At 39.3% G+C, this 20690-nt stretch carries 23 protein-coding genes and 2 pseudogenes; 14 read left to right on the plus strand and 11 right to left on the minus strand.

Annotation, left to right across the window (positions count from 1 at the left end; translation table 11 throughout):
• Positions 1-17: 17 nt before the first annotated feature.
• From FCU45_RS01000 to gltX, 3 genes are read right to left on the minus strand one after another with little or no spacing between them, the layout of a single operon-like run.
• Positions 18-1850, minus strand: coding sequence for an ABC-F family ATP-binding cassette domain-containing protein (locus FCU45_RS01000; RefSeq protein ID WP_137011390.1), 1833 nt, complete (start codon positions 1848-1850; stop codon positions 18-20).
• Positions 1847-2380 carry an RBBP9/YdeN family alpha/beta hydrolase gene (locus FCU45_RS01005; RefSeq protein WP_137011392.1) on the minus strand — a complete coding sequence of 178 codons (534 nt, stop codon included), beginning with the start codon at positions 2378-2380 and terminating at the stop codon, positions 1847-1849. Before FCU45_RS01005 ends, FCU45_RS01000 begins: the two co-directional genes overlap by 4 nt.
• Before the next feature lie 4 nt (positions 2381-2384).
• On the minus strand, positions 2385-3773 hold the full coding sequence (gene gltX, locus FCU45_RS01010) for a glutamate--tRNA ligase (protein ID WP_137011394.1): 1389 nt from the start codon (positions 3771-3773) through the stop codon (positions 2385-2387).
• A gap of 93 nt (positions 3774-3866) precedes the next feature.
• Here gltX and FCU45_RS01015 point away from each other — a divergent pair, with 93 nt between their 5' ends.
• Genes FCU45_RS01015 through FCU45_RS01025 form a run of 3 tightly spaced genes read left to right on the plus strand, consistent with a single transcriptional unit; the run spans position 3867 to position 5692 of the window.
• Positions 3867-4700 (plus strand): peptidylprolyl isomerase, encoded by an 834-nt coding sequence (locus tag FCU45_RS01015; protein WP_137011396.1) that lies wholly within the window; start codon positions 3867-3869, stop codon positions 4698-4700.
• A gap of 3 nt (positions 4701-4703) precedes the next feature.
• The gene (locus FCU45_RS01020; RefSeq protein ID WP_137011398.1) at positions 4704-5147 is read left to right on the plus strand and encodes a deoxycytidylate deaminase; all 444 of its coding nucleotides are present in this window, start codon (positions 4704-4706) and stop codon (positions 5145-5147) included.
• A gap of 2 nt (positions 5148-5149) precedes the next feature.
• Positions 5150-5692 carry an iron-sulfur cluster assembly scaffold protein gene (locus FCU45_RS01025; protein ID WP_137011400.1) on the plus strand — a complete coding sequence of 181 codons (543 nt, stop codon included), beginning with the start codon at positions 5150-5152 and terminating at the stop codon, positions 5690-5692.
• On the opposite strand, the gene arsC is transcribed toward FCU45_RS01025, so the two are convergent.
• Complete coding sequence (arsC, locus tag FCU45_RS01030; protein WP_137011402.1) at positions 5689-6042, minus strand: arsenate reductase (glutaredoxin); 354 nt, start codon at positions 6040-6042, stop codon at positions 5689-5691. The genes FCU45_RS01025 and arsC overlap by 4 nt on opposite strands.
• Positions 6043-6109: 67 nt before the next feature.
• Here arsC and FCU45_RS01035 point away from each other — a divergent pair, with 67 nt between their 5' ends.
• Positions 6110-6565: a hypothetical protein gene (locus FCU45_RS01035; RefSeq protein WP_137011404.1), complete on the plus strand. Its 456-nt coding sequence runs from the start codon at positions 6110-6112 to the stop codon at positions 6563-6565.
• 145 nt (positions 6566-6710) lie between these two features.
• Here the strand turns inward: FCU45_RS01035 and FCU45_RS01040 are convergent, their stop codons facing one another.
• Positions 6711-7145 carry a DUF4395 domain-containing protein gene (locus FCU45_RS01040; protein WP_137011406.1) on the minus strand — a complete coding sequence of 145 codons (435 nt, stop codon included), beginning with the start codon at positions 7143-7145 and terminating at the stop codon, positions 6711-6713.
• Between the two features lie 12 nt (positions 7146-7157).
• Entirely contained in the window at positions 7158-7562 is a 405-nt protein-coding gene (locus FCU45_RS01045; RefSeq protein WP_137011408.1) for an RrF2 family transcriptional regulator, read from the minus strand.
• A gap of 233 nt (positions 7563-7795) precedes the next feature.
• On the opposite strand from FCU45_RS01045, the gene FCU45_RS01050 reads away from it, so the two are divergent.
• The 9 genes and pseudogenes from FCU45_RS01050 to FCU45_RS01090 all read left to right on the plus strand — a co-directional run bounded on the left by FCU45_RS01050 (position 7796) and on the right by FCU45_RS01090 (position 15989).
• Positions 7796-8242: a DUF4395 domain-containing protein gene (locus FCU45_RS01050; RefSeq protein ID WP_137011410.1), complete on the plus strand. Its 447-nt coding sequence runs from the start codon at positions 7796-7798 to the stop codon at positions 8240-8242.
• Between the two features lie 45 nt (positions 8243-8287).
• Positions 8288-8518 (plus strand): DUF2061 domain-containing protein, encoded by a 231-nt coding sequence (locus tag FCU45_RS01055; RefSeq protein ID WP_137011412.1) that lies wholly within the window; start codon positions 8288-8290, stop codon positions 8516-8518.
• Positions 8519-8531: 13 nt separating this feature from the next.
• Positions 8532-9242, plus strand: coding sequence for a phosphoadenylyl-sulfate reductase (locus tag FCU45_RS01060; protein ID WP_137011414.1), 711 nt, complete (start codon positions 8532-8534; stop codon positions 9240-9242).
• Complete coding sequence (gene cysD / locus FCU45_RS01065; protein WP_137011416.1) at positions 9239-10150, plus strand: sulfate adenylyltransferase subunit CysD; 912 nt, start codon at positions 9239-9241, stop codon at positions 10148-10150. The genes FCU45_RS01060 and cysD overlap by 4 nt, the downstream gene beginning before the upstream one ends.
• A 1-nt stretch (position 10151) precedes the next feature.
• Entirely contained in the window at positions 10152-11564 is a 1413-nt protein-coding gene (gene cysN / locus FCU45_RS01070) for a sulfate adenylyltransferase subunit CysN (RefSeq protein ID WP_137011418.1), read from the plus strand.
• A 9-nt stretch (positions 11565-11573) separates the two neighbouring features.
• Positions 11574-13133, plus strand: coding sequence for a nitrite/sulfite reductase (locus FCU45_RS01075; protein WP_137011420.1), 1560 nt, complete (start codon positions 11574-11576; stop codon positions 13131-13133).
• Positions 13126-14434 (plus strand): annotated as a pseudogene (locus tag FCU45_RS01080) (aminotransferase class V-fold PLP-dependent enzyme). Before FCU45_RS01075 ends, FCU45_RS01080 begins: the two are co-directional and overlap by 8 nt.
• Before the next feature lie 43 nt (positions 14435-14477).
• Positions 14478-15104 (plus strand): uracil phosphoribosyltransferase, encoded by a 627-nt coding sequence (gene upp, locus FCU45_RS01085; protein ID WP_137011422.1) that lies wholly within the window; start codon positions 14478-14480, stop codon positions 15102-15104.
• The gene (locus tag FCU45_RS01090; protein WP_137011424.1) at positions 15105-15989 is read left to right on the plus strand and encodes a class I SAM-dependent methyltransferase; all 885 of its coding nucleotides are present in this window, start codon (positions 15105-15107) and stop codon (positions 15987-15989) included.
• A 24-nt stretch (positions 15990-16013) separates the two neighbouring features.
• On the opposite strand, the pseudogene FCU45_RS11845 reads toward FCU45_RS01090, so the two are convergent.
• The 5 genes and pseudogenes from FCU45_RS11845 to FCU45_RS01115 all read right to left on the minus strand — a co-directional run.
• Positions 16014-16058 (minus strand): annotated as a pseudogene (locus FCU45_RS11845) (hypothetical protein); the annotation flags it as partial.
• Entirely contained in the window at positions 16055-17092 is a 1038-nt protein-coding gene (locus FCU45_RS01100) for an HNH endonuclease (RefSeq protein ID WP_137011426.1), read from the minus strand. The pseudogene FCU45_RS11845 and the gene FCU45_RS01100, both read right to left, overlap by 4 nt.
• 11 nt (positions 17093-17103) lie before the next feature.
• Entirely contained in the window at positions 17104-18324 is a 1221-nt protein-coding gene (locus FCU45_RS01105) for a DNA cytosine methyltransferase (RefSeq protein ID WP_137011428.1), read from the minus strand.
• Positions 18321-19379: a DNA cytosine methyltransferase gene (locus tag FCU45_RS01110; protein ID WP_137011430.1), complete on the minus strand. Its 1059-nt coding sequence runs from the start codon at positions 19377-19379 to the stop codon at positions 18321-18323. The genes FCU45_RS01105 and FCU45_RS01110 overlap by 4 nt, the downstream gene beginning before the upstream one ends.
• Complete coding sequence (locus FCU45_RS01115; RefSeq protein ID WP_170175809.1) at positions 19376-19657, minus strand: NgoPII family restriction endonuclease; 282 nt, start codon at positions 19655-19657, stop codon at positions 19376-19378. The genes FCU45_RS01110 and FCU45_RS01115 overlap by 4 nt, the downstream gene beginning before the upstream one ends.
• Before the next feature lie 382 nt (positions 19658-20039).
• Here FCU45_RS01115 and FCU45_RS01120 point away from each other — a divergent pair, with 382 nt between their 5' ends.
• Entirely contained in the window at positions 20040-20690 is a 651-nt protein-coding gene (locus tag FCU45_RS01120; protein WP_137011434.1) for a carbonic anhydrase, read from the plus strand.

A 20690-nucleotide genomic window follows, 5' to 3' on the forward strand; every position in this document is an offset into this window, starting at 1 on the left:
TATATTATTTTTTTAGTTCAATCAAGCAGAGCTATCTTTTCATCATATCTTTGATTGATCAAATCCAGTTCGCTCTGGGTAGCTTCTAAAAGCTCAAAAAGCTCTTCGATCTCGCTCTCTTGTGACGCAATAAGCTTTGAAAGCTCCATTATTTTGATGGTGTCGCCCTCATTTGAAGCTGATGTCAGTTTGTCGTGATTGAGTGAGAGAAGCTCCTCTGTGCCAATAATAGACTCTTCGAGCTTTTGAACCTTTTTTTTCAGAGGCGAGGTCTGGGCATTTCTCTCTCTTACAAGTTCTGCTCTTAGTTTTTTGCTCTCTTTGGTGTTGTTTGTTTTTGGCTTCTCTTTGGACTTCTCATCTTCCTCTTCTTCCCATCCCATCTTCTCTAAAAAGAGGTCATATCCGCCGTCAAAATACTCTGCACCCTCTTTGGTGAATATAATAAGCCTGTCACACGTGCGGCGCAACAGCTCCTCGGAGTGCGTTACTATAATGGTCGAGCCATCGAAATTCTGTATAGCAGTTGTGAGTGCCTCTATGGAGTCCATATCCAAGTGGTTCGTAGGCTCATCCAAAAGAAGAAGGTTTACATCCCGCGCTAATATCTGCCCCAGCATTACACGGCTCTTTTCGCCTCCCGAGAGAAGAGAGACCTTTTTATCCGCACTATCTCCGCTAAACATCATAGCCCCCGCAATGCCACGAACAGCCTGAGCCGAAAGTTTTGTGTTGGCTGAGTGTATCTCATCGAGGACATTGTTGTTTGGATCGAGTCTTGCAATATTTGTCTGCCCGAAGTGTGCAAAAGAGGTGCTAGGGTGCATATGAACTTCGCCCTTTAGCGGTTTTAGCTCACCTGCGATCGTATTTAAAAGAGTTGATTTACCCTTGCCGTTCTTTCCAATGATGCCCAGACACTCACCCTTTTGGAGTACAAAAGAGATATTTTTAAAGAGGATGTTCTGGGGCGTATAACCGAAACTTAGCTCTTTAACATCAAGCAGAACTTTTGCGGGTGTATCTTTGTAGCTAAAATCGAACTTCAGCGTGGAGTCATAGCCAAGATCTTCAAGCAGCTCCATCTTCTCAAGCTGTTTTACTTTTGACTGTGCAAGAGCGGCGGTTGAGGCGCGAGCTTTGTTCTTGGCAATGAACTCCTCAAGCTCTTTTACCTTTTTATCCTGCGATATCTTCTGCTTCTCATAAAGCTCCTCATCCGCTTTAAGCTGCCCATAAAACTTGTGCGTATCGCCTTGGACGATATTTAGTTTTTTTCTTATGATACCCATCGTATGGGTCGTTACACCATCCATAAAATCACGATCGTGGGTGATAAGGATCACTTCACCCTCAAACGCTTTTAGAAAGTTTTTAAGCCATCTAAGAGAGATGATGTCAAGGTAGTTTGTCGGCTCATCCAGAAGAAGTAGGTTTGGCTCGGTCACTAACAGTTTGGCAAGGTTAATGCGTATCTGATAACCTCCAGAGAAGGAGAGAGGGTCTTTTTCCAGATCTTCTTGTGTAAAACCCAGACCAAAGAGGATCTTCTCGACCCTGTAGAGGTCATACTTCATATCCTCTTCAAGAGCTAGTGCCGCCTCTTCTCTAAGTGTGCTCTCGCTAAACTCAAGATACTGTTTAAGCGCGCCTATTTTGTACCCTTTTGGTATGATAACCTCACCGCTGTCGGGAGTCTCTTCACCCAAGATGATCTTAAAAAGTGTAGATTTACCGCTTCCGTTGCGACCTACAAGACCTACTTTATTGCCGGAGTTCAGTCTTAGGCTCAGGTTGCTAAAGAGCTCCTGCTTTGCAAAATTTTTGGAGATATTAAGAATCTGTATCATAGATTGTTTATGGTCTCAAGCATCCATGGCCATTCGCCGTATCCGCTGTCACTGTTGACATGTCCCGCATTTTTTAAAATCAGCATCTCGATACCCAGTGCTTTTTGAAGCTCATCTGCTTCTTGGCGTGTCATGTATGGATCATCGGTTGAGGTGATGAGAAGTGAATTTTTGGCATGCAGATTTGTCGGTATTTTGCATGGAAAAAAGCTCTTCAGCTCTTCAATGTCGCACTTCATGCTCGGAGGCACAACAAGAAAAAGATTCTCTATCTCTTCTGTTTTACCCTCATGGCATAGATGAAACCAGAGCGTATTTGCTACTGAGTGGCAAATAACGATATCGGGTTTAAAATCTTGCAACTCTTTGGTTAACTGGACTAACCACTTGTTTTTGTTTGGAAAGTCAGCATCGCTAAACTTTAAAAAACTCACACACCCGTAATCTTTAGCGATCTCAGATGCCAGCCAACTCTGCCAGTGCGGGAAATTACTCCCGCCCCAGCCGTGAAGGATTAGAACTCTCTTCATCTTTTTATGAGTGCTCGGCAATAACGTTTGCAATACGCAGCATGGTCTCATCTCTGCCGATTATCGCCATAACGCTGTCAAGCCCAGGACCGCTCATCTTGCCCAAAAGAGCGACACGCAGAGGCTGTCCTATCTTGCCAAAACCAATCCCCATCTCATCTACGACCTCTTGCATTAGGTGGTGGTAATCGCTTGGAAGGTGAAGCTCTTTGGCAGCAGAGATCTTTGCGCCAAAAGCGTTTAGTACTTCAAATGCATCTCCTTTGAGTGCTTTCTCCACTGCTTTTTGATCGTAATAGCTTGGAGTCGTTATGATCTCATATACAAGAGACGCCATCTCTTTTAGAGTCTTTGCACGCTCTTTTATGGCATCTAGCAGGATCTCTTTTTTATCGTGAGAGGTAAGAAGCAGACCATACTGCTCAAGCAGTTTTGCAAGCTCGTTGTTTGGAGTGTTCTTGATATAGTGAGAGTTCAGCCAGTCAAGCTTTTCGGTGTTGTAGATGGAAGCCGAGCGGTTGATGTTTTTAGGGTCAAAAAGCTCTCTCATCTCATCTGCGGAAAAAATCTCCTGATCTCCGTGGCTCCATCCAAGACGCACTAAAAAGTTAAGAAGCGCTTCGGGAGTATATCCCATCTCTTTGTATGCCATAACATCCGTTGCACCGTCACGTTTTGAGAGCTTCTTACCCTCTTGGTTGTGGATCATAGGAACATGGTGAAACTTCGGTATATCAAAACCTAGTGCTTCATAGATAACTATCTGTTTTGGTGTGTTTGAGAGGTGGTCGTCCCCGCGTATAACTTCTGTCACACCCATAAGATGGTCATCTATTGCAACGACAAAGTTGTATGTAGGAGAGCCGTCAGCTCTGGCAATTACAAAATCATCCAAAATATCCTCGGCTTTGAAAATAATGTTGCCTTTGACACCATCACAAACGACTATCTCTCCATTTAGAGGCGCTTTTATACGGATAACGGGCTCTACTCCCTCAGGAGGAGTGCCTGTAAAGTCACGATACTTGCCGTCATATTTGGTTCTCTCTTTGTTTGCCATCTGAGTCTCTCTAAGCTCTGCGAGCTCCTCTTTTGACATATAGCATCTGTAGGCTTTTCCCTCATCTAAAAGTTGATCTATATACCCTGCATATATCTCATCTCTTTGAGATTGGTACACTATCTCGCCGTCATGCTCCAGACCAAGCCAATGAAATGCATTTACGATGGCATCTGCCGCTTCTTTTGAATTTCTTGCTTTGTCGGTGTCTTCAATGCGAAGAAGAAACTTGCCGCTGTTTTTTCTAGCCCAGAGATAAGAAAAAAGAGCCGTTCTTAAGCCGCCGATATGTAGATAGCCCGTAGGACTTGGAGCAAAACGAGTGACAACCATGAAAAAACCTTTGTAAAATAGTTACGGAATTTTAGGCTAACATTTGTTAAAAGCGGGTAAAATACTTTTTTTAAATATGAATCAGGATAGCAGATGTATAAGATACTTTTATCTCTTTTTATTGGTGCGATGTTAAACGCGGAGCTTATTAACGGTGTTGGCGTCGTAGTAAAAGGGGAGCCGATAACTCTTTATGATATAAAAGAGGAGATGAAAATATCTAGACTCGATGCACAGAGCGCGACAGATAGTCTCATAAGAAAAAAGCTCGAAGAAGCTGAGATAGAAGAGCGCAAAATAAGTGTTACAAGCTCTGAGGTTTATGACGATATAAAAAAGACCGCTATGACGAACAAGATGAGCATAGATGAGCTTTACGAGGCGGTTAGAAACTCGAACGGACTAACTTCTACAGAGTTTAAAGCTAAAACAAAAGAGAAGCTCCTCTCACAAAAACTCTACTCTGCGATCGCTTACTCATCTATTGACACTCCAAGCGAAGATGAGTTAAAAGAGTACTATGAGCTGCACAAAGATGAGTTTTTACGTCCAAGCGCTTTTGATGTGACGATATACAGCTCAAAAAATAGAAATGCACTTGAGAAAAAGACGACTATTCCTATGTTTCACTCAGATGAGATAAAGATGGATGAGCAGATATTGGAGTACGGCAGAATCTCTCCGGAACTATCCCGACTTCTTGAAAATACTCAGCTCAACACATTTACTCCCGTTGTCTCTGAGCCAAACGGTATGTTCGTGAGTTTTTACCTAAAAGAGGTAAAAGTGCCAAGCAGCGTAGAGTATGAGGGTGTTAAAAATCAGATAATGAACCTTATTATGTCTCAAAAAAGAGAGCAGGTACTGAGTGATCACTTTGCAAGACTCAGAAACAGTGCGGATATAAAAATAATTAGAGAACTCTAAAAGATGTTGAGTGATGAAAATTTTATAAATATCGCGCAGGAACTAGCAAGCGCTTCAAAGTGTGTCTCCAAGCAGGTCGGTGCAGTAATAGTAAAAGATGGCAGAATACTAAGCACAGGCTATAACGGAACTCCTGCAGGGTATATAAACTGTCGTGAGCACTGGGAGGGAGAGTATACTTCCGAGCATCATGAGTGGTCAAAGACTTACGAGATACATGCTGAGATGAACGCAATCATCTGGGCCGCAAGAAAAGGCATAAGCATAGAGGGCGCAACAATTTACGTCACACTTGAGCCCTGCAGCGAGTGCAGTAAAAATATCATAGCGAGCGGAATCAAGCGCATAGTCTATCTGAAACCTTATGAGCATAATCACTCAGAGATCATCTCAAAATTTATAAAAGATAACAATGTAATCATTGAAATGTTAGGTCAAAGAGGTTAAAAATGGATGAACAAAAAGCATTAGAGGCTGAGATAGGAAGACATCTTATGCAGCCGGAAAACTATGGCAAACTTGAAGAAGCTACTTGTGTCGGAGTGGGGATTGACCACGCGACGAAAAGTTATGTCATTATGTATATAAACAGAGACAAGAGCTCTATACTTGACGTAAAATTTGGTACAAACGGAAATCAGGACACTACCACGCTTGGTTCTATCTTTACCGAAATGATAAAGGGTGAGAGCATAGAAGAGGCGCTTGAGATAACTTCAAATTTGGAGAAAGATCTACAAGAGAGTTATGCGGCTATTCCTGCGCCAAAAGTAGATACAAGCAAGCCAGAAGGCGAGCAGGTCGAGCATATCTCAACAGAGCATCAAGACAGCGCAAATATGGTGCTTACATCATTTCGTGCCGCAATGCGCCATTATGATAGAAAACTGGGTGGCATAGATGAGGAGCAGTTTGAGATGAGCATAGTTAAAACCTGTCCATACTCTACAAAAGAGTGCAATCTTGTTGCAAAAGATAAGAAAAAATCTTAAGAGTCTAAAAACTCCGCGATCCTCTCGGTAGGTCGCCCGATTATCGCTCTACCGCCCTTTATAATTATGGGGCGCTCAATAAGTTTTGGATGTTTTGCCATCGCTTCTATTAGAGCTTCATCATCTTTGACATCCTTTAAATTCAGCTCTTTGTATATATCTTCCTTTATTCTCATCAACTCTCTTGGCGCAATGTCAAGCATTTTTAATATGCTCTTGATCTGATCTTCATTTGGAGACTCTTCCAAATACTTTACAACTTTGGCATCACACTTTTTCTCTTTTAGTATCTCCATAGCTTCGCGTGACTTTGAACATTTGGGGTTGTGCCATATTTTTATTTCTTGCATTTTGACCTCTTTTTTGTCGGTATTTTACACTATAATCTAAAAAACGAAAATTGTATGAGGAAATTTTATGGTAGATATAGTGCTTTATATTCACATATTGGGGGCGACTGCTTGGATCGGGGGAGCACTCTTGCTATTTGCGCTCGGCATACTCTTAAAGGGGAAAGAGGCTCAGGAACAGACCTATGAGTACTTGGGGCCGCTTTATGGTTATTTTGAGACTTTCTGGCTGGTAGTTTTGTTAAGTACGGGGACATTTCTCTTTTTTAATTTTAATCTTATAGATGTATTGACGCTTGACATTGACGAGTCGAAGCTTGGTTATATGATGAGCAACAAACTATTTTATGTGGGTGCGATAACTCTATTTACCATTGTTCACATGAGAATCGCTCTAAAGACGCATAAAAACGAACGCACAATTGTTCAAAAGATCGTGTCGCGTGCAAGCTCTATGATGATATTTTTCTTAAATCTTATAGTGCTCTGGTATGCGATGCAGCTAAGACATATCCTCTCTTAATCTCGAAAAACCTATTTTTACTAAAGAAACTTTTTTGCTTCGCAAAAACCGCTTTCGCTAGTTTTCGTAGCTTTAGGGGGTTGCAAGGGACATCTGTCCCTGCCACTGAAACGGACGCGTTCGTTTTAGTGCTTAACATTCCTCTTTAAAAAAGTTTTGTAAATTTCTTTAAAATCTTATATATCTGACAGCCTACGCAGTAGTTAAATGTAAGTTCTAAAAATGCGCAGACCAGAAGCACGGCAACAACTAAAACCGCAGCGAGTGCTTCTCCCAAACTAAACATTATAAAAGAGATAAGCACGAACACAAAACCGATCTTAAGGGCAAACTCTTTTGCTCCGGCATCTATCTCAATTTTTTTAAGCCCTAGCATCTTAGCGATAATTTTTGCGAGATGAAAAATAGGGCTTGCTTTTTTATAGTCCAAAGAGCGCACCAAAAAATCATATAGCAGAAGTGTTAAAAGCCAGAGCTGAGGAGATATTATAAATATAACCGCTATGGCAGAGACCAAACCTGCCATTACTCTGACCACGTTTTGATCGACTTTTTTAAATATTACAGGACAAGACCCCATCTATTTTTCCCTTTATATCGTATAGTTTAAAAATTTGTTTTGATAGCTTGAGAGTTCCATAATGCTAATATCAAAAATATCTTTTATGCTCTCTCTTGACTCTTCAAAAAACATATTCAATAGAGGATGATTGATTTTTGCATCAACAATTTTCAGGTCATCCTCAAGAGCGATTAGAATATCCAAAACTTTTACCTCTTTTGGATCGCGTGCGAGTTTATAGCCGCCTTTGGCACCTCTGATGCTCTCTACGATCCCTGCACGCCTAAGTTTTCCAAGAAGCTGCTCAAGATAATTTTGAGGAATGTTTGCGTTGGCAGCTATATCTTTTATCTGCATCACAGAGTCGCCTTCATGCTTGCTTAGTTCGCAAATAGCGGCAAGACCGTAACTGCCTTTCGTTGATATTAGTGGCATTGTTACTCCAAATCTATTATATCAACGCGAAGTATACACTTTTTTCAAAACAATGTAAAGTGATTTACTTGTAATTAAATATATATTTTTTCTTCATTAAATTCCCCCCAATTATAGGCTTATGTTTATAATCTATACTAATTTAGTAATGTATAACACAACAAAATCACTTGACTTTGTTTCTGAAACCGATTATACTTTCGTCAAATAAATTAAAATTGGAGAAAATTAAGATGTCACAAAGTGAACATATAACAAAAGATCTTTTTTGCAAGAATCAGAGCCGTATGCATGCCGGACTCTTGGTTATGCTGATGTGCGCCTATCTGTTTAGCGCGAATGTAGCTATTTTATATGTTTTGGTTTATGACTTTTTAATGAGAATATATATGGCACCGCATATGAGTCCTATATATTTAATCTCTACTTTTTTAGTCAAGATAGCAGGACTTAAGAGAGAAGCTACGGATGAAAACGCAAAAGAGTTTGCTTCTCATGTCGGTTTGACACTTCTTTTTGCATCTCTTGGCGCAGAACTTTTAAATGAGACGACGATCGCTTATCTGCTGGTTGGATTTTTAAGCATATGGAAAATCGCAGAAGCTACAAAAGAGTTCTGTTTTGCGTGCAAGTTTTATGAGCTGCTAAAGAGCAGAAATATTGAGCTGGAGTCACTATGAGTTATGTGAATGATATAGTTTCTGGCACTGGTGCAGGGAGCAAAGATGCAGGAAAAAGCTTACAGATCGGTAATTAAAACAATCTCTTGGAGAACGCTTGGGACCATAGATACAATGGTCATCTCCTATATTATAACAGGCAGTTTGGTTATGGCGGCTTCCATAGGCTCTATAGAGGTGGTAACGAAGATGATCCTCTACTACTACCATGAGAGAGCATGGAACAAGATAGATATAGGCAGGCATAAAGCGGTTGCCGGTGATTATCATATTTAGATAAAGGGATTTTATGAGAGAAAAGGTTCAAAAATTAAATACAGAGTTTAAACATCTGGATGCAAAGGATGTTTTGGAGCATTTTTTAAAACTCTATATAGACAAAATAGCTCTATCGTCAAGTTTTGGTGCAGAAGATCAGGTACTAACTGACATGATCTTAAAAATAGACGCAAATACCCAGATATTTACGCTCGATACAGGTAGATTGCCGCAGCAGACCTACGATGTTATGAGCAGAACAAATTTAAAGTACAAAACAAAAATAAGGGTCTACTTCCCAGATTGCAGAGATGTAGAGAGACTCTATCACAAGCAGGGGGCTAACGGATTTTACGACTCCGTAGAGAATAGAAAAGAGTGCTGTTATGTAAGAAAGATAGCACCTCTTAAAAGAGCTCTAAACGGGCTTGAAGTTTGGATCACCGGTCTTAGAGCCGAGCAGAGCCCGACGCGTGAAGAGACAGAGATGTTAGAGTGGGACGAGAGCAACGGTGTAATAAAACTAAATCCGCTGATTTCATGGAGCGAGAGCGATGTCTGGAGCTATATTAGAGAAAACGGTGTGCCATATAATTCACTGCATAATGAGGGATACCCAAGCATTGGGTGTGAACCTTGTACGAGAGCAGTTCAAGCAGGTGCAGATTTACGAAGCGGCAGATGGTGGTGGGAAAGCCCGGAACACAAAGAGTGTGGATTGCACATAAAGGAGACAAATTGATAGATACAAAGAGATTGACACATTTAAAACAGCTAGAAGCCGAATCGATCCATATTCTTAGAGAGGTGGTCGCTGAGTTTGACAATCCCGTGATGATGTACTCTGTGGGTAAAGATTCGGCGGTAATGTTACATCTCGCACTTAAAGCTTTTTTTCCGGCAAAACTGCCGTTTCCGCTTCTGCATGTAGATACAAGATGGAAGTTTAAGGAGATGATAGAGTTTCGGGATCAAAGAGCAAAAGATGAGGGGTTTGAACTTCTTGTTCACACCAACCCCGAGGGAGTAGAGATGGATATTAATCCATTTGTTCACGGCTCGGCAGTTCATACGGACATAATGAAGACTCAGGGGCTCAAACAGGCGCTTAACAAATATAAGTTTGACGCTGTCTTTGGCGGGGCAAGGAGAGATGAGGAGAAATCCAGAGCAAAAGAGAGGATATACTCTTTTAGAGATAAAAACCATAGATGGGACCCGAAAAATCAGAGACCTGAGCTATGGAGTATCTACAACTCGCGTGTTCATAAGGGCGAGAGCATAAGAGTTTTTCCTCTTAGCAACTGGACGGAGCTTGATATCTGGCAATATATCTACCTAGAGCATATCCCGATCGTTCCGCTCTACTTTGCCAAAAAAAGACCCGTTGTTCAAAAGGACGGCGTCAAGATAATGGTCGATGATGAGAGAATGCCGATCGAAGAGGGCGAAGAGATAAAAGAGGAGATGGTGCGCTTTAGAACTTTAGGGTGTTACCCTCTTACGGGTGCGGTTGAGTCAAATGCGACAACACTTGGTGAAATTATTCAAGAGATGCTCTTGACTAAGACAAGTGAGAGACAGGGGCGTGTGATCGATAATGATTCGGCGGGTTCAATGGAGAAGAAAAAAATAGAGGGGTATTTTTAAGATGTCGGTACTAGAGAAAAAAATAGCAACAGATATTGAGAGTTATCTCAAAGAGCATGAGAATAAGCAGCTACTCAGATTTATTACATGCGGGAGCGTTGATGACGGCAAAAGTACGCTTATTGGAAGGCTTTTGCACGACTCGAAGATGATCTTTGAGGATCAGCTTGCAGCCATAAAAAAAGATAGCAAAAAGAGCGGAACAACGGAGGGGGAGTTTGATTTATCACTTTTAGTTGACGGTCTGCAGAGCGAGAGAGAGCAGGGTATCACCATAGATGTTGCCTACAGATACTTTACGACGGACAAGCGAAAGTTCATTATTGCTGACACTCCGGGGCATGAGCAGTACACGAGAAATATGGCAACGGGTGCCAGTACTGCGGATCTGGCAATAATCCTCATCGATGCAAGACATGGGATCCAGACACAGACAAAGAGACACTCTTTTATAGCAAAACTGCTTGGGATCAAGCATATCGTAGTTGCCGTAAATAAGATGGATCTGATGGATTTTTCTGAGGATGTTTATGAAAATATTAAAAAAGAGTATCTCTCATTTGCAAAGGATATAGGGCTTAGTGAAGATATTACGCTTATTCCGTTATCTGCCTTAAACGGGGACAATGTTGTTGATATGAGCAAAAAAACTCCGTGGTACAAAGGTGAGACGCTTCTGCACTGTTTGGAGAATATAGAGATAGAGAGCGACAGGGATCTGGTTCATTTCAGGATGCCGGTGCAGTACGTAAATAGACCAAATCTGGACTTTAGAGGATACTGCGGGACGATCTCTTCGGGTGTTATAAAGGTGGGAGAGAGCATTACCGTTTTGCCATCAGGGAAGTGCTCAAAGGTCAAAGAGATAGTGACTTATGATGGTAATTTAGAGTATGCCTACGTGCAGCAGGCTGTAACCATTACACTTGAAGATGAGATAGATATAAGTCGTGGGGATATCATGGTGAAGAGCGATGAGCAGCCGGACAGTGCCAACACTTTTGATGTGAATATCGTCTGGATGAGCGAAGAGCCGCTGCTTAAGCATAAGCAGTATTTTATAAAAAGAGCTTCTTCTGTGGTTGTGGGTAGCGTTGAGAGCTTTTACTATAAAACGGATGTAAACACACAGGAGCATCAGAGTGCAAATCTACTAAATCTAAACGAGATAGGACATGCAAAGCTCTCTCTTGAGAGTCATCTGGCGTATGACCCATACATTAAAAACAAGGCTATGGGAAGCTTTATAATCATAGACAGAGTTACAAACAACACACTCGGAGCTGGGATGATCGTTCAAAAATCTCAAACAGATTCAAAAGCAAAAGCTCACGAATATTCAGAGTTTGAGACAGAGCTAAATGCACTTGTAAGGAAACATTTTCCGCACTGGGAAGCAAAAGAGATTTTTTAGGAAAAGAGTATGTCAAAAGAGACAAAAGCACAAAGAGTTGAACGTATAAAAAGAGAAAAAGACGGTCTAGATGTTTTTGCAGATATCTACCGCTATGCAAAGAGCGGCGAAGATATTGACCCCGAAGATATAGACAGATTTAAATGGTACGGGCTATATACCCAAAACACCAATCTTCAAGAGAGAGAGGACAAGACGCTCTACTTCATGTTAAGGGTTAAGCTAGAGAGCGGCAGGATGGATTTAAATCAGCTTGAAGCGGCTCTGGAGATCTCAAAGAGGTATGCAAGAGGCACGGCTGACTTTACGACAAGGCAGGATCTGCAGTTTCACTTTATCAGAGTGGAGGATCTGCCTGCAATTTTTTCATGTTTGAGCGAGGTGGGACTTACTACCGCTTTTGCGGCCGGAGATGTTGCCAGAAATGTGGTTACATGTCCCGTAAGCGATGTAGATAAAGAGCGCCTTTATGATGTGGAGGCGATAACCAAAGAAGTTAATGACTACTTTGACGCAAACAGAGAGATATCGAACTTGCCGCGAAAATATAAGGTTGGAATCAGCAGCTGTCCCAAACACTGTGCCTCGCATGAGATACAGGATCTAAGCTTTAACGCAAAAAAGAGTGAAGAGGGCGAAGTGATCTTTGATGTCAGCGTGGGCGGAGGACTGGCATCAAACAAGCGTATAGCTTCTCATATAGGCTATATAGAACCGCATCAGGTTTTAGCAGTTGCCAAAGCAATCACGGAGATTTACAGAGACTATGGTAACAGGGAGAATAGAAACAGAGCAAGACTCGGGCATCTGCTCGACGCTCTGGGGGTTGAACAATTTATCGAGATATTGCACTCAAAAGTAGATTTCAGACTTCAACTGGATGACGTGCAAAAATATACTCCTTATGTAAATAGAGAACATTTCGGTATACACAAGAGTATAAATGAGGGCAGAAGTTACATAGGTTGTGCCATAAATGGGGGAAAAATAGGAGCCGAGGGGTTGAGCGGGCTTATAAAGATAGCTAAAAAATATGACGTTACTGCTATAAGAGCGACCACGGCGCAGAATTTTGTCATTACAGATCTGCCTAGTGAAAATGCCGTCTTTGTGGTAGAGGAGTTAAAGGAGATGGGTATTGATGCAGAGCCATCTGTGTTTAAGGCAAGAACGCTCTCTTGTACGGGGATAAATTTTTGTAAATTTGCCGTCTCCGAGACAAAAGATCTGGCAGCAAAACTGGTTGAACATCTCCAGAGAAAATTTCCGCATTTTGAAGAGAGGCTCTCCTTTAGCGTCAACGGATGCCCAAACTCATGCGCACATCCGCATATAGTAGATATTGGGCTTTTAGGTTGTAAAGTGAAGAGGAACGGCGAGAGTGTCTCAGGATTTGAGCTTGTCTTAGGTGGAAATTTAGAGGGAGATAAGAGCAGTTTTGGGAGAAAAACGGGGATAAAATTTGCAGCAGATGATACATTTAGGGTTGTTGAGAGCATAGTAGAGAGTTATCAGGGGAGCCATTACAAAAATTTTTATGATTATGCTTACGGAATAATTTATGAGTAAAGATATATTTAGACCGCTTCTTGCCAGCAAAAAAGAGCTAAAAGAGGAGATAAAGAAGAGTATTATAGGGATTCATAAAAAGTACTATTTTGATTATACGGCTTCTGGGTTGGCATATAAAGCAATAGAGTCTCGTATGGCGGAATTATGCAAATACTCACTCAAAAGAGGCTTCAATGGCTGCAAAAACGGATCTTTTGTACAGAGAAGCACGCAGACATCTAAAGAGCTCTTTAAAACTTGAACCGGATTTTGCGATACTGCCATCAGGTTGCGGAGCAACGGCAGCTATAAAGAGGTTTCAGGAGATACTAGGGATATATATTCCGCCTGCAACTCGTAAAAGATTTAATATTCAAAGCTGTGGCGGATCACGCCCTTTGGTGATAGTAGGGCCTTATGAGCACCACTCAAACGAGGTGAGTTACCGAGAGGCTTTGTGTGACATAGTTCGCATAGGATTGGATGATAACGGAGTGGTTGATACAGGGCAGCTTGAGAATGTTTTAAAAAAAAACAGAGGTAGAGAGATAATAGGAGCTTTTTGTATCGCTTCAAATGTAACGGGCATTATCACCCCTTATGAAAAGATCTCTCTGCTCCTTCGCAAATATGGTGCAATAGTCTGCTTTGACGGTGCCGCATCATCTCCATATATGAATGTTCCCTCCTCATTTTATGACGTAATGTTTCTATCTCCGCATAAACTTATAGGAGGTCCTGGTTCATGCGGACTTTTGGCTATCAGAAAATCTCTTATCGATGAGAGCATATCTCCATCTTTTGCGGGCGGAGGAACGGTTGAGTATGTAGACCGCAGTTCTCATAAGTTTATTGATGAAAAAGAGTTAAGAGAAGACGCCGGGACATCTCCCATTCTGCAGCTTATCCGCGCCGCACTTGCATATCAGCTTAGAAACAAGATCGGATTTACCTGGATAAAAAATGAGAAGAACAGACTCCTAAAACATCTCATAGATGGCCTGTTGAAAATTCCAGGCTGTACAATTTATGGAAATATGAGAGAGGAGAATATAGGGATAGTCTCTTTCAATATAGAGGGGGTAGACCCATATAGTCTATGCTCAAGCATGTCAAGCAAAAACGGTCTGCAGACTCGCGCAGGCTGCTCTTGCGCAGGACCGTACGGGCATGATCTTTTGGGGCTGGAGGATGAACATGCCATAGAGGAGAAACCGGGATGGCTCCGTATAAGTATCCACTTTTCCCAAGAGATAAGCGACATTGACTATCTTCTTGCGGCACTTAATAAAACCATCTGTGAGATTAAGAGCTATTGAATATTTGCAATAGTACAATTTAATAAAATTTCAGGAGTGTAAAATGGTTTATGAATTATCAAACCCGGTTACAAAGACTCTTATTATGCATTTAAGAGACCAGAGCAGCGATGCCCTCCGTTTTAGGCATACCGTTATGGAGCTTACAAAGCAGTTGATGTATGAGGCGCTTAAAGAGCCGGTTCTTACGCAAAAGAGTATAACGACATGGCGCGGCAAAGAGAGTTATGAAGTTATAGATGAGGACAATATTGTGGTCGCAACCGTTTTACGGGCAGGAATGCCGATGCTTGATAGCGCGGTGGACCTTCTGCCTGGGGTCTCTGCAGGATTTTTGGCGATGAAAAGGGATGAGACTACTCACAAAAGCGTTTTATACTATGACAGGTTGCCTGACTGCAAGGGAAAAACCGTTATCTTGGTTGATCCGATGGTTGCAACCGGAGGCTCTATGATGGATGCCATAGAGCTTATCAAGGGCAGAGAGCCGCTGAAGATAATTACGCTAAATATCATAGGCTCGCCTGAGGGCTTGGAGAAAGTAAGCAAGGCGTATCCTGAAGTAGATATCTACATAGCGCAGATAGATGAGAGACTTAACAGCGATAAGTTCATAATCCCGGGGCTTGGGGACGCTGGTGATCGCTCTTACAACACCGTAAAACAGTAGATGACTATAGACTTAAGAGGCAAAACCTCAAACGAGATACTGGAGTGTTTTGAAGCTCTGGATGTAGAGGGCGGTGAAATAGTAGAGGCTGAGGTCCTAGAGTCCGATATAGAGAGTATCGGCTACAAGGCTTGTGTCGATCTGGCACAGCTCTATTTTATGAAGCTTCTTACCCCGATAAAAAAAGATGAAAACACAACCATTTTAAGATTTCAAAAGCTGCATCTCAACAGTTCTTTTCATAACGATAAAGACAACGGCAGAGAAAAGTATGGCGTAGAGAGCGATTTTTTCAGTATCGACAAAACAAAGCAGTTCAGTTTTTTGTACCACTATAAAAAAGCATTGGAATTTATAGATGTTAAGAGTAAAAAGAGGGTTTTAAACCTCGGAGTAAACCGCGGTGATGAGTTTAGTGTCATAAAAGATATGCTTGATGGCAAAGAGTTTGCAGATATGGAGTTTATCGGGATTGACTACTCCGCTTCGGCGATCGAGTTTGCAAAAAAAGAGTTCTCTCGTTGTGAAAATGTCGAGTTTATCTGCCATGACATAAACGCTCTTAGTGAGCTGGAGTTAGGAAGATTTGACCTCATTATCTCCATAGGAACGCTTCAAAGCTCAAACATCGAGTTTAATGCTACTTTTATGTCCATGTACCAAAACTACTTGGCAGAGGGCGGTGCAATGCTGCTCGGTTTTCCAAACTGCAGATGGATAGAGGGCGAGATGATCTACGGCGCAAAAGCCCCTAACTACTCATTTAGCGAGCTTGGACTTGTTTTAAAAGATATACACTTCTGTAAAAAGTATCTACAGCAGAAAAAGTACAGAACAGTGGTAACGGGGAAGGATTATCTCTTTTTGAGTGCGAGAAAGATTTAGTTTAAAACCTGCTTTTTCAAAGCCTAAATCTAAACCGCCTGCACCGCTGAAGAGGGATATCATGTTCATTTATTTGATCTAATTTGTTTAAATGTCCCAAATATATGCTTTTGATGATATTCTAAAGCATTATGATGTAGCCTAAATCTTGGATCGCTTGGTTTAAATATAACTTTGCCATCAATATCTTTTAATACTTCATTTTGTTTTACTTTCTCATGAACATTGACAATATAGTCATCATCTATATTTTTAATAGTAAAAAAACCTTTATCAAATGCCCAATGCAAATCTCGGCAAAGAGCCATTCCATTTGGCACTGCATCAGGTCCATTGTGTGCTTGTGGCATGATATGTGCAGCTTCTAAATTGGATAATAATTCATAGCTTATTGATTTTCCTGTGACTGCACATTTCCCCATATATGCAAACAATACAATATCTCTAAAATTATTACTTTTAATTAAGCCTGTTTCATCAGATGGCACTTCTTTTCTATGTTCAGCAGTTTCTTCTAAATTATCGAATAAATGTTTTTGTGTATCAAACATAATTTTTATTGTTTCATCAGGAATGATTGTTTTTACATTAACATCAATAGGAGTATGAAGAAAATCAACTAGCTCTAAATCAATCAATAAATGATTTATATTTTTTACTCCAGTTTTTGCATTAAGTAAAAATGTATTTAATTCTCTATAATGGAAAGTATTTTCTGAAACCGTAAATAAATTTAATTTGAAATATACTCTGTTATCAATGGTATATTTTGTAAAAGCAATAATATCATCAGGCTGAAATAAATTTCTATCTGTATCTATTTCCGTTGGAATGTATAATCTATATTCATCTCTAGTTTTTTTTACTTCTGGTGTCGCTGTTTTACTATTATGATATACATAACTACATGAAACAATATTGTTATTCATATCAATAATATCAAGAAGAACACTATCATTAAGCTCTAGTTTACTTAAATGTGGGAAAAAATTAGTTATATTTTTTCCTATAAAAAGGAATCTACCTGCTTTTTTAGGAACGCCCTTTCTATATCCTAATTCATTTTCATAGCATTTATGAATATACACTTTATCAAACTGCATAATTTTCCTTTTTATATAAAATATTTTTTTAATAAAACATCAACAGCTAAAGCCACTTTCTTTGCTAATAGTGGAGGAACAGCATTACCAATCATTTGATAACAAGCTCCTTGACTTCCTAAAAATTCAAAGTCATCATCAAATGTTTGTAATCTAGCGGCTTCTCTTGGAGTTATACTTCTTGCTTGTTTTGGATCAGGATGAATATGTCTTAATCCATCTTTGTGCAAATGAGCTGGAATTGTATTACTTTGCTTTTCATAAGCAAGGACATTGTACTTGTGAAAAGATGATTTTTTGCCTGTTTTTTCATAATACAATTGCTTTAAAGAGTCTATATTTGGGTATTTTTTTGAGCCATTTTGTACATCAAGAGCTAATTCATTAAAAATTTCTATATCTCTTGGGCTATGAAATCTTGGTATGTGATTTGCAATATTTGATTTATGGTGAGATACTTTTTTAACATTATATTTGTGATTTTCATTTAAAGGATATAATGGCTCTAAATCCGATATAGCTTCTTTTACTGTAATTTTTTTATCAACCTTGAAAGACGGCAAGATATTTAAGTAAAAATCTTCCAATACATCTTCTGAATTATGCTTGGTAAGTTCTTTATTTATTCCTATAATTATCACCCTTTTTCTTATTTGTGGAACTCCATAATCTGATGAATCCAATAATGCAGTTTTTTTTAAATCGGATGTAATCACGTATCCTTCTTTTTCAAAATCGTCTCGAATTCTATCAATAATATTAACCCCATCTGGCATAGCACTTAAAATCCCTTGAACATTTTCAAAAACAAATAATTTAGGCTTAAACTCTTTGACAACTTTTAAATAGTTTTCAAATAAATAATTTCTATAATCACATTTCATATTGTTTTTATCTTGAACTCGACCAGCTAGTGAATAAGCTTGGCAAGGTGGACCACCTATAATTACATCAATATTTGTGTTATTAACTAATCTTTTTAATCCAATATGTTTACCATATTCTTCATCATCAAAGCCATTTAGTAATTCATCCATTCTTTGTATATCAAAATGTAAAACTTTCTCATCAACATTTTCAATATTCCACTTAGTATTTAATCTATGTTTGAGAGTGTTGCTAGCATTTTTATCCCATTCTACAAAAGCATGAGGAATATATTTATTGGTTTGCTCAAAGCCATCTGTTAATCCACCACAACCAGCAAATAAATCTATATAATTGTATTTCATTGTAAAACTTCTTTTAATTTGTTGGCAATGTGATAGCCTAAAAGTGGTGGTACGGCATTGCCAACTTGTCTGTATTGTTCAGTTTTTGTGCCTAAAAAAATGAAATCATCGGGAAAAGATTGCAATCTAGCATTTTCTCTAACTGTTGGTACTCTATCAAATTTATAATGAAAATGATTTCTGTGTCCCGTATCTATAGTCTTTGATGGTTTTTTACTATGATACCTTGTCCATGCTTCATTAAATTTTCTACTCTCTCCAACTCCTTTTGGTAAATCTTTATGATTTCCACCTTCGGGTACTTGAGAGATTACACTTTTAACTAAATCCGAATGAGCCGTACCTATATGATTTCGTACTTGTGTTGAATTTTTTCTCATGTTTTGTTGAAACTCTGATAATGGTTTACTTGCATATTCTAATATTTCAGCACCCAAATTATCTTTTAAATGTGGTAAATCCGAAATTGCTTCTTCACAAGTCACATAGTTGTCTTGGGACAAAATTTTATTTGGAAACTCAAATTTACCATACTCTTCTAATAAACCTACAAAAAATAATCTCTTTCTAATTTGAGGAACTCCAAAATCTGGAGCATACAATATGGTTGAGTTTTGTATATAGCCATTTTCTTTAAATTTTTTCTCAATTTCAACTTTAGCTTTTCCTTTGTATAAAGTAGCAAGTCCTGGCACATTTTCAATAATGATTGCTTTTGGTTTCGCTTTTAGGAGTTGTGCTATTTTAAATACAGAATAAAAAAGCTCATTTCGCTTATCATTTTCATCTCTAGTACCAGTAAGTGAGAAGCCTTGACAAGGAGGACCAGCAATAATTACATCCACTCCATTTTTTTTATCCAAAAAATCTACTATATCTTGAATATTTTTATTACATGACAAATCTTTTACAAGTGCTTCTGAATTTGTATGATTATATTTAAATGTATCTAGAGCAACCTTTACATTGTCAACTCCTAGTACAATATCAAATCCAGCTTCTTGAAATCCATAAGAGAAACCGCCACATCCTGAAAATAAATCTAATGCTTTCATCTTATTGTCTTCTTATAAGGAATTTCTATAGCGTCACAATTTCTCAAAATCAAATCTTCTGGGTTATTTTTATTTCCGCTATATACGTAAGTTTGTGAAAACTTTTGCAGCCATATTTGTCCGTTTGGCTTATTCATCGTGTCTGTAAAAGCATCTTTTTCATAGTTTTCTAAGTCCTCACCCATATTGTTTGTTATATTGTTTCCTGTTGTTACACTAGCTCCGGCAGTTTGATAGTTATTTACGATATCTATGAATGTTTTGAGTATATTTGACAACTTCCAACCCTTACTATTTTTAAAATTATATCTTTTAATTATGTATAGTACTATTTTTTGATAAAGCACTTTAAAAATATGTCATTTTGCAATATTTATAATTTTAGTGCTATAAAGTAATTATAAAGAAAATAATATTTAAAGACCAAGATATGGTTGTTTTTTTGATTGTTGCATGTCGCTAAAATAAAGTTACAAAAACAATATATGTTTTAGCAAAAAAAGTACAGAGCAGTGGTAACGGGGAAGGATTATCTCTTTTTGAGTGCGAGAAAGATCGCACAAAAGTAATATCTATAGAGATAGTCGAGTAAGGCAAATAACAAAATCCAAATTTTCTTTCTTTAGCTATAATTTTGCCTTAAAGAGAAAAGGTTTTGTAATGACTCACGACAACATTATTCAGGGTAACGAGCTGTTTCGCAAAAGTTATTTCAAGGCTCATGAAAAGGAGCTTTTGGAACTTGCTACAAAGGGGCAGACGCCAAAAGCGCTATATATAGGGTGTTCTGACTCAAGAGTCGTACCCGATTTGATGACAAACAGCGCACCTGGTGATCTTTTTGTCGTGAGAAACATAGGAAATTTTGTCGCACCATATAAACCTGATGAGGATTTTCACTCTACCGCATCGGCTATTGAGTACGCCGTGAGCGTGCTTAAAGTCAAAAATATCATAGTATGCGGTCACACAAAGTGCGGGGCGATAGAGGCTATCCATAACAAGAGCTGCAGTGATGATCCTGAACTTGTTCATACAAAAACATGGTTGACACTCGGCGAGAGCGCAAAGTCGCAGGCGCTTATCGCACTTGGACCCAATGCAGATAAAACAGCGCTTCTTCGTCTGACGGAAAAACTCTCCGTCATCTCTCAGCTTGAAAATCTCTTAACTTACCCATCTGTTAAAAAAAGGGTCGATAAGAATGAAGTTTCAATTCACGGCTGGGTTTACGATATTGAGAGCGGGGAGATAGAGTACTATGACCCTGAGATATCACAGTTCCTACCGCTTAGCTCGCTAAAAAAATAG

Origin of the sequence: Sulfurimonas crateris, from assembly GCF_005217605.1 — a bacterium.
Classification (GTDB): domain Bacteria; phylum Campylobacterota; class Campylobacteria; order Campylobacterales; family Sulfurimonadaceae; genus Sulfurimonas; species Sulfurimonas crateris.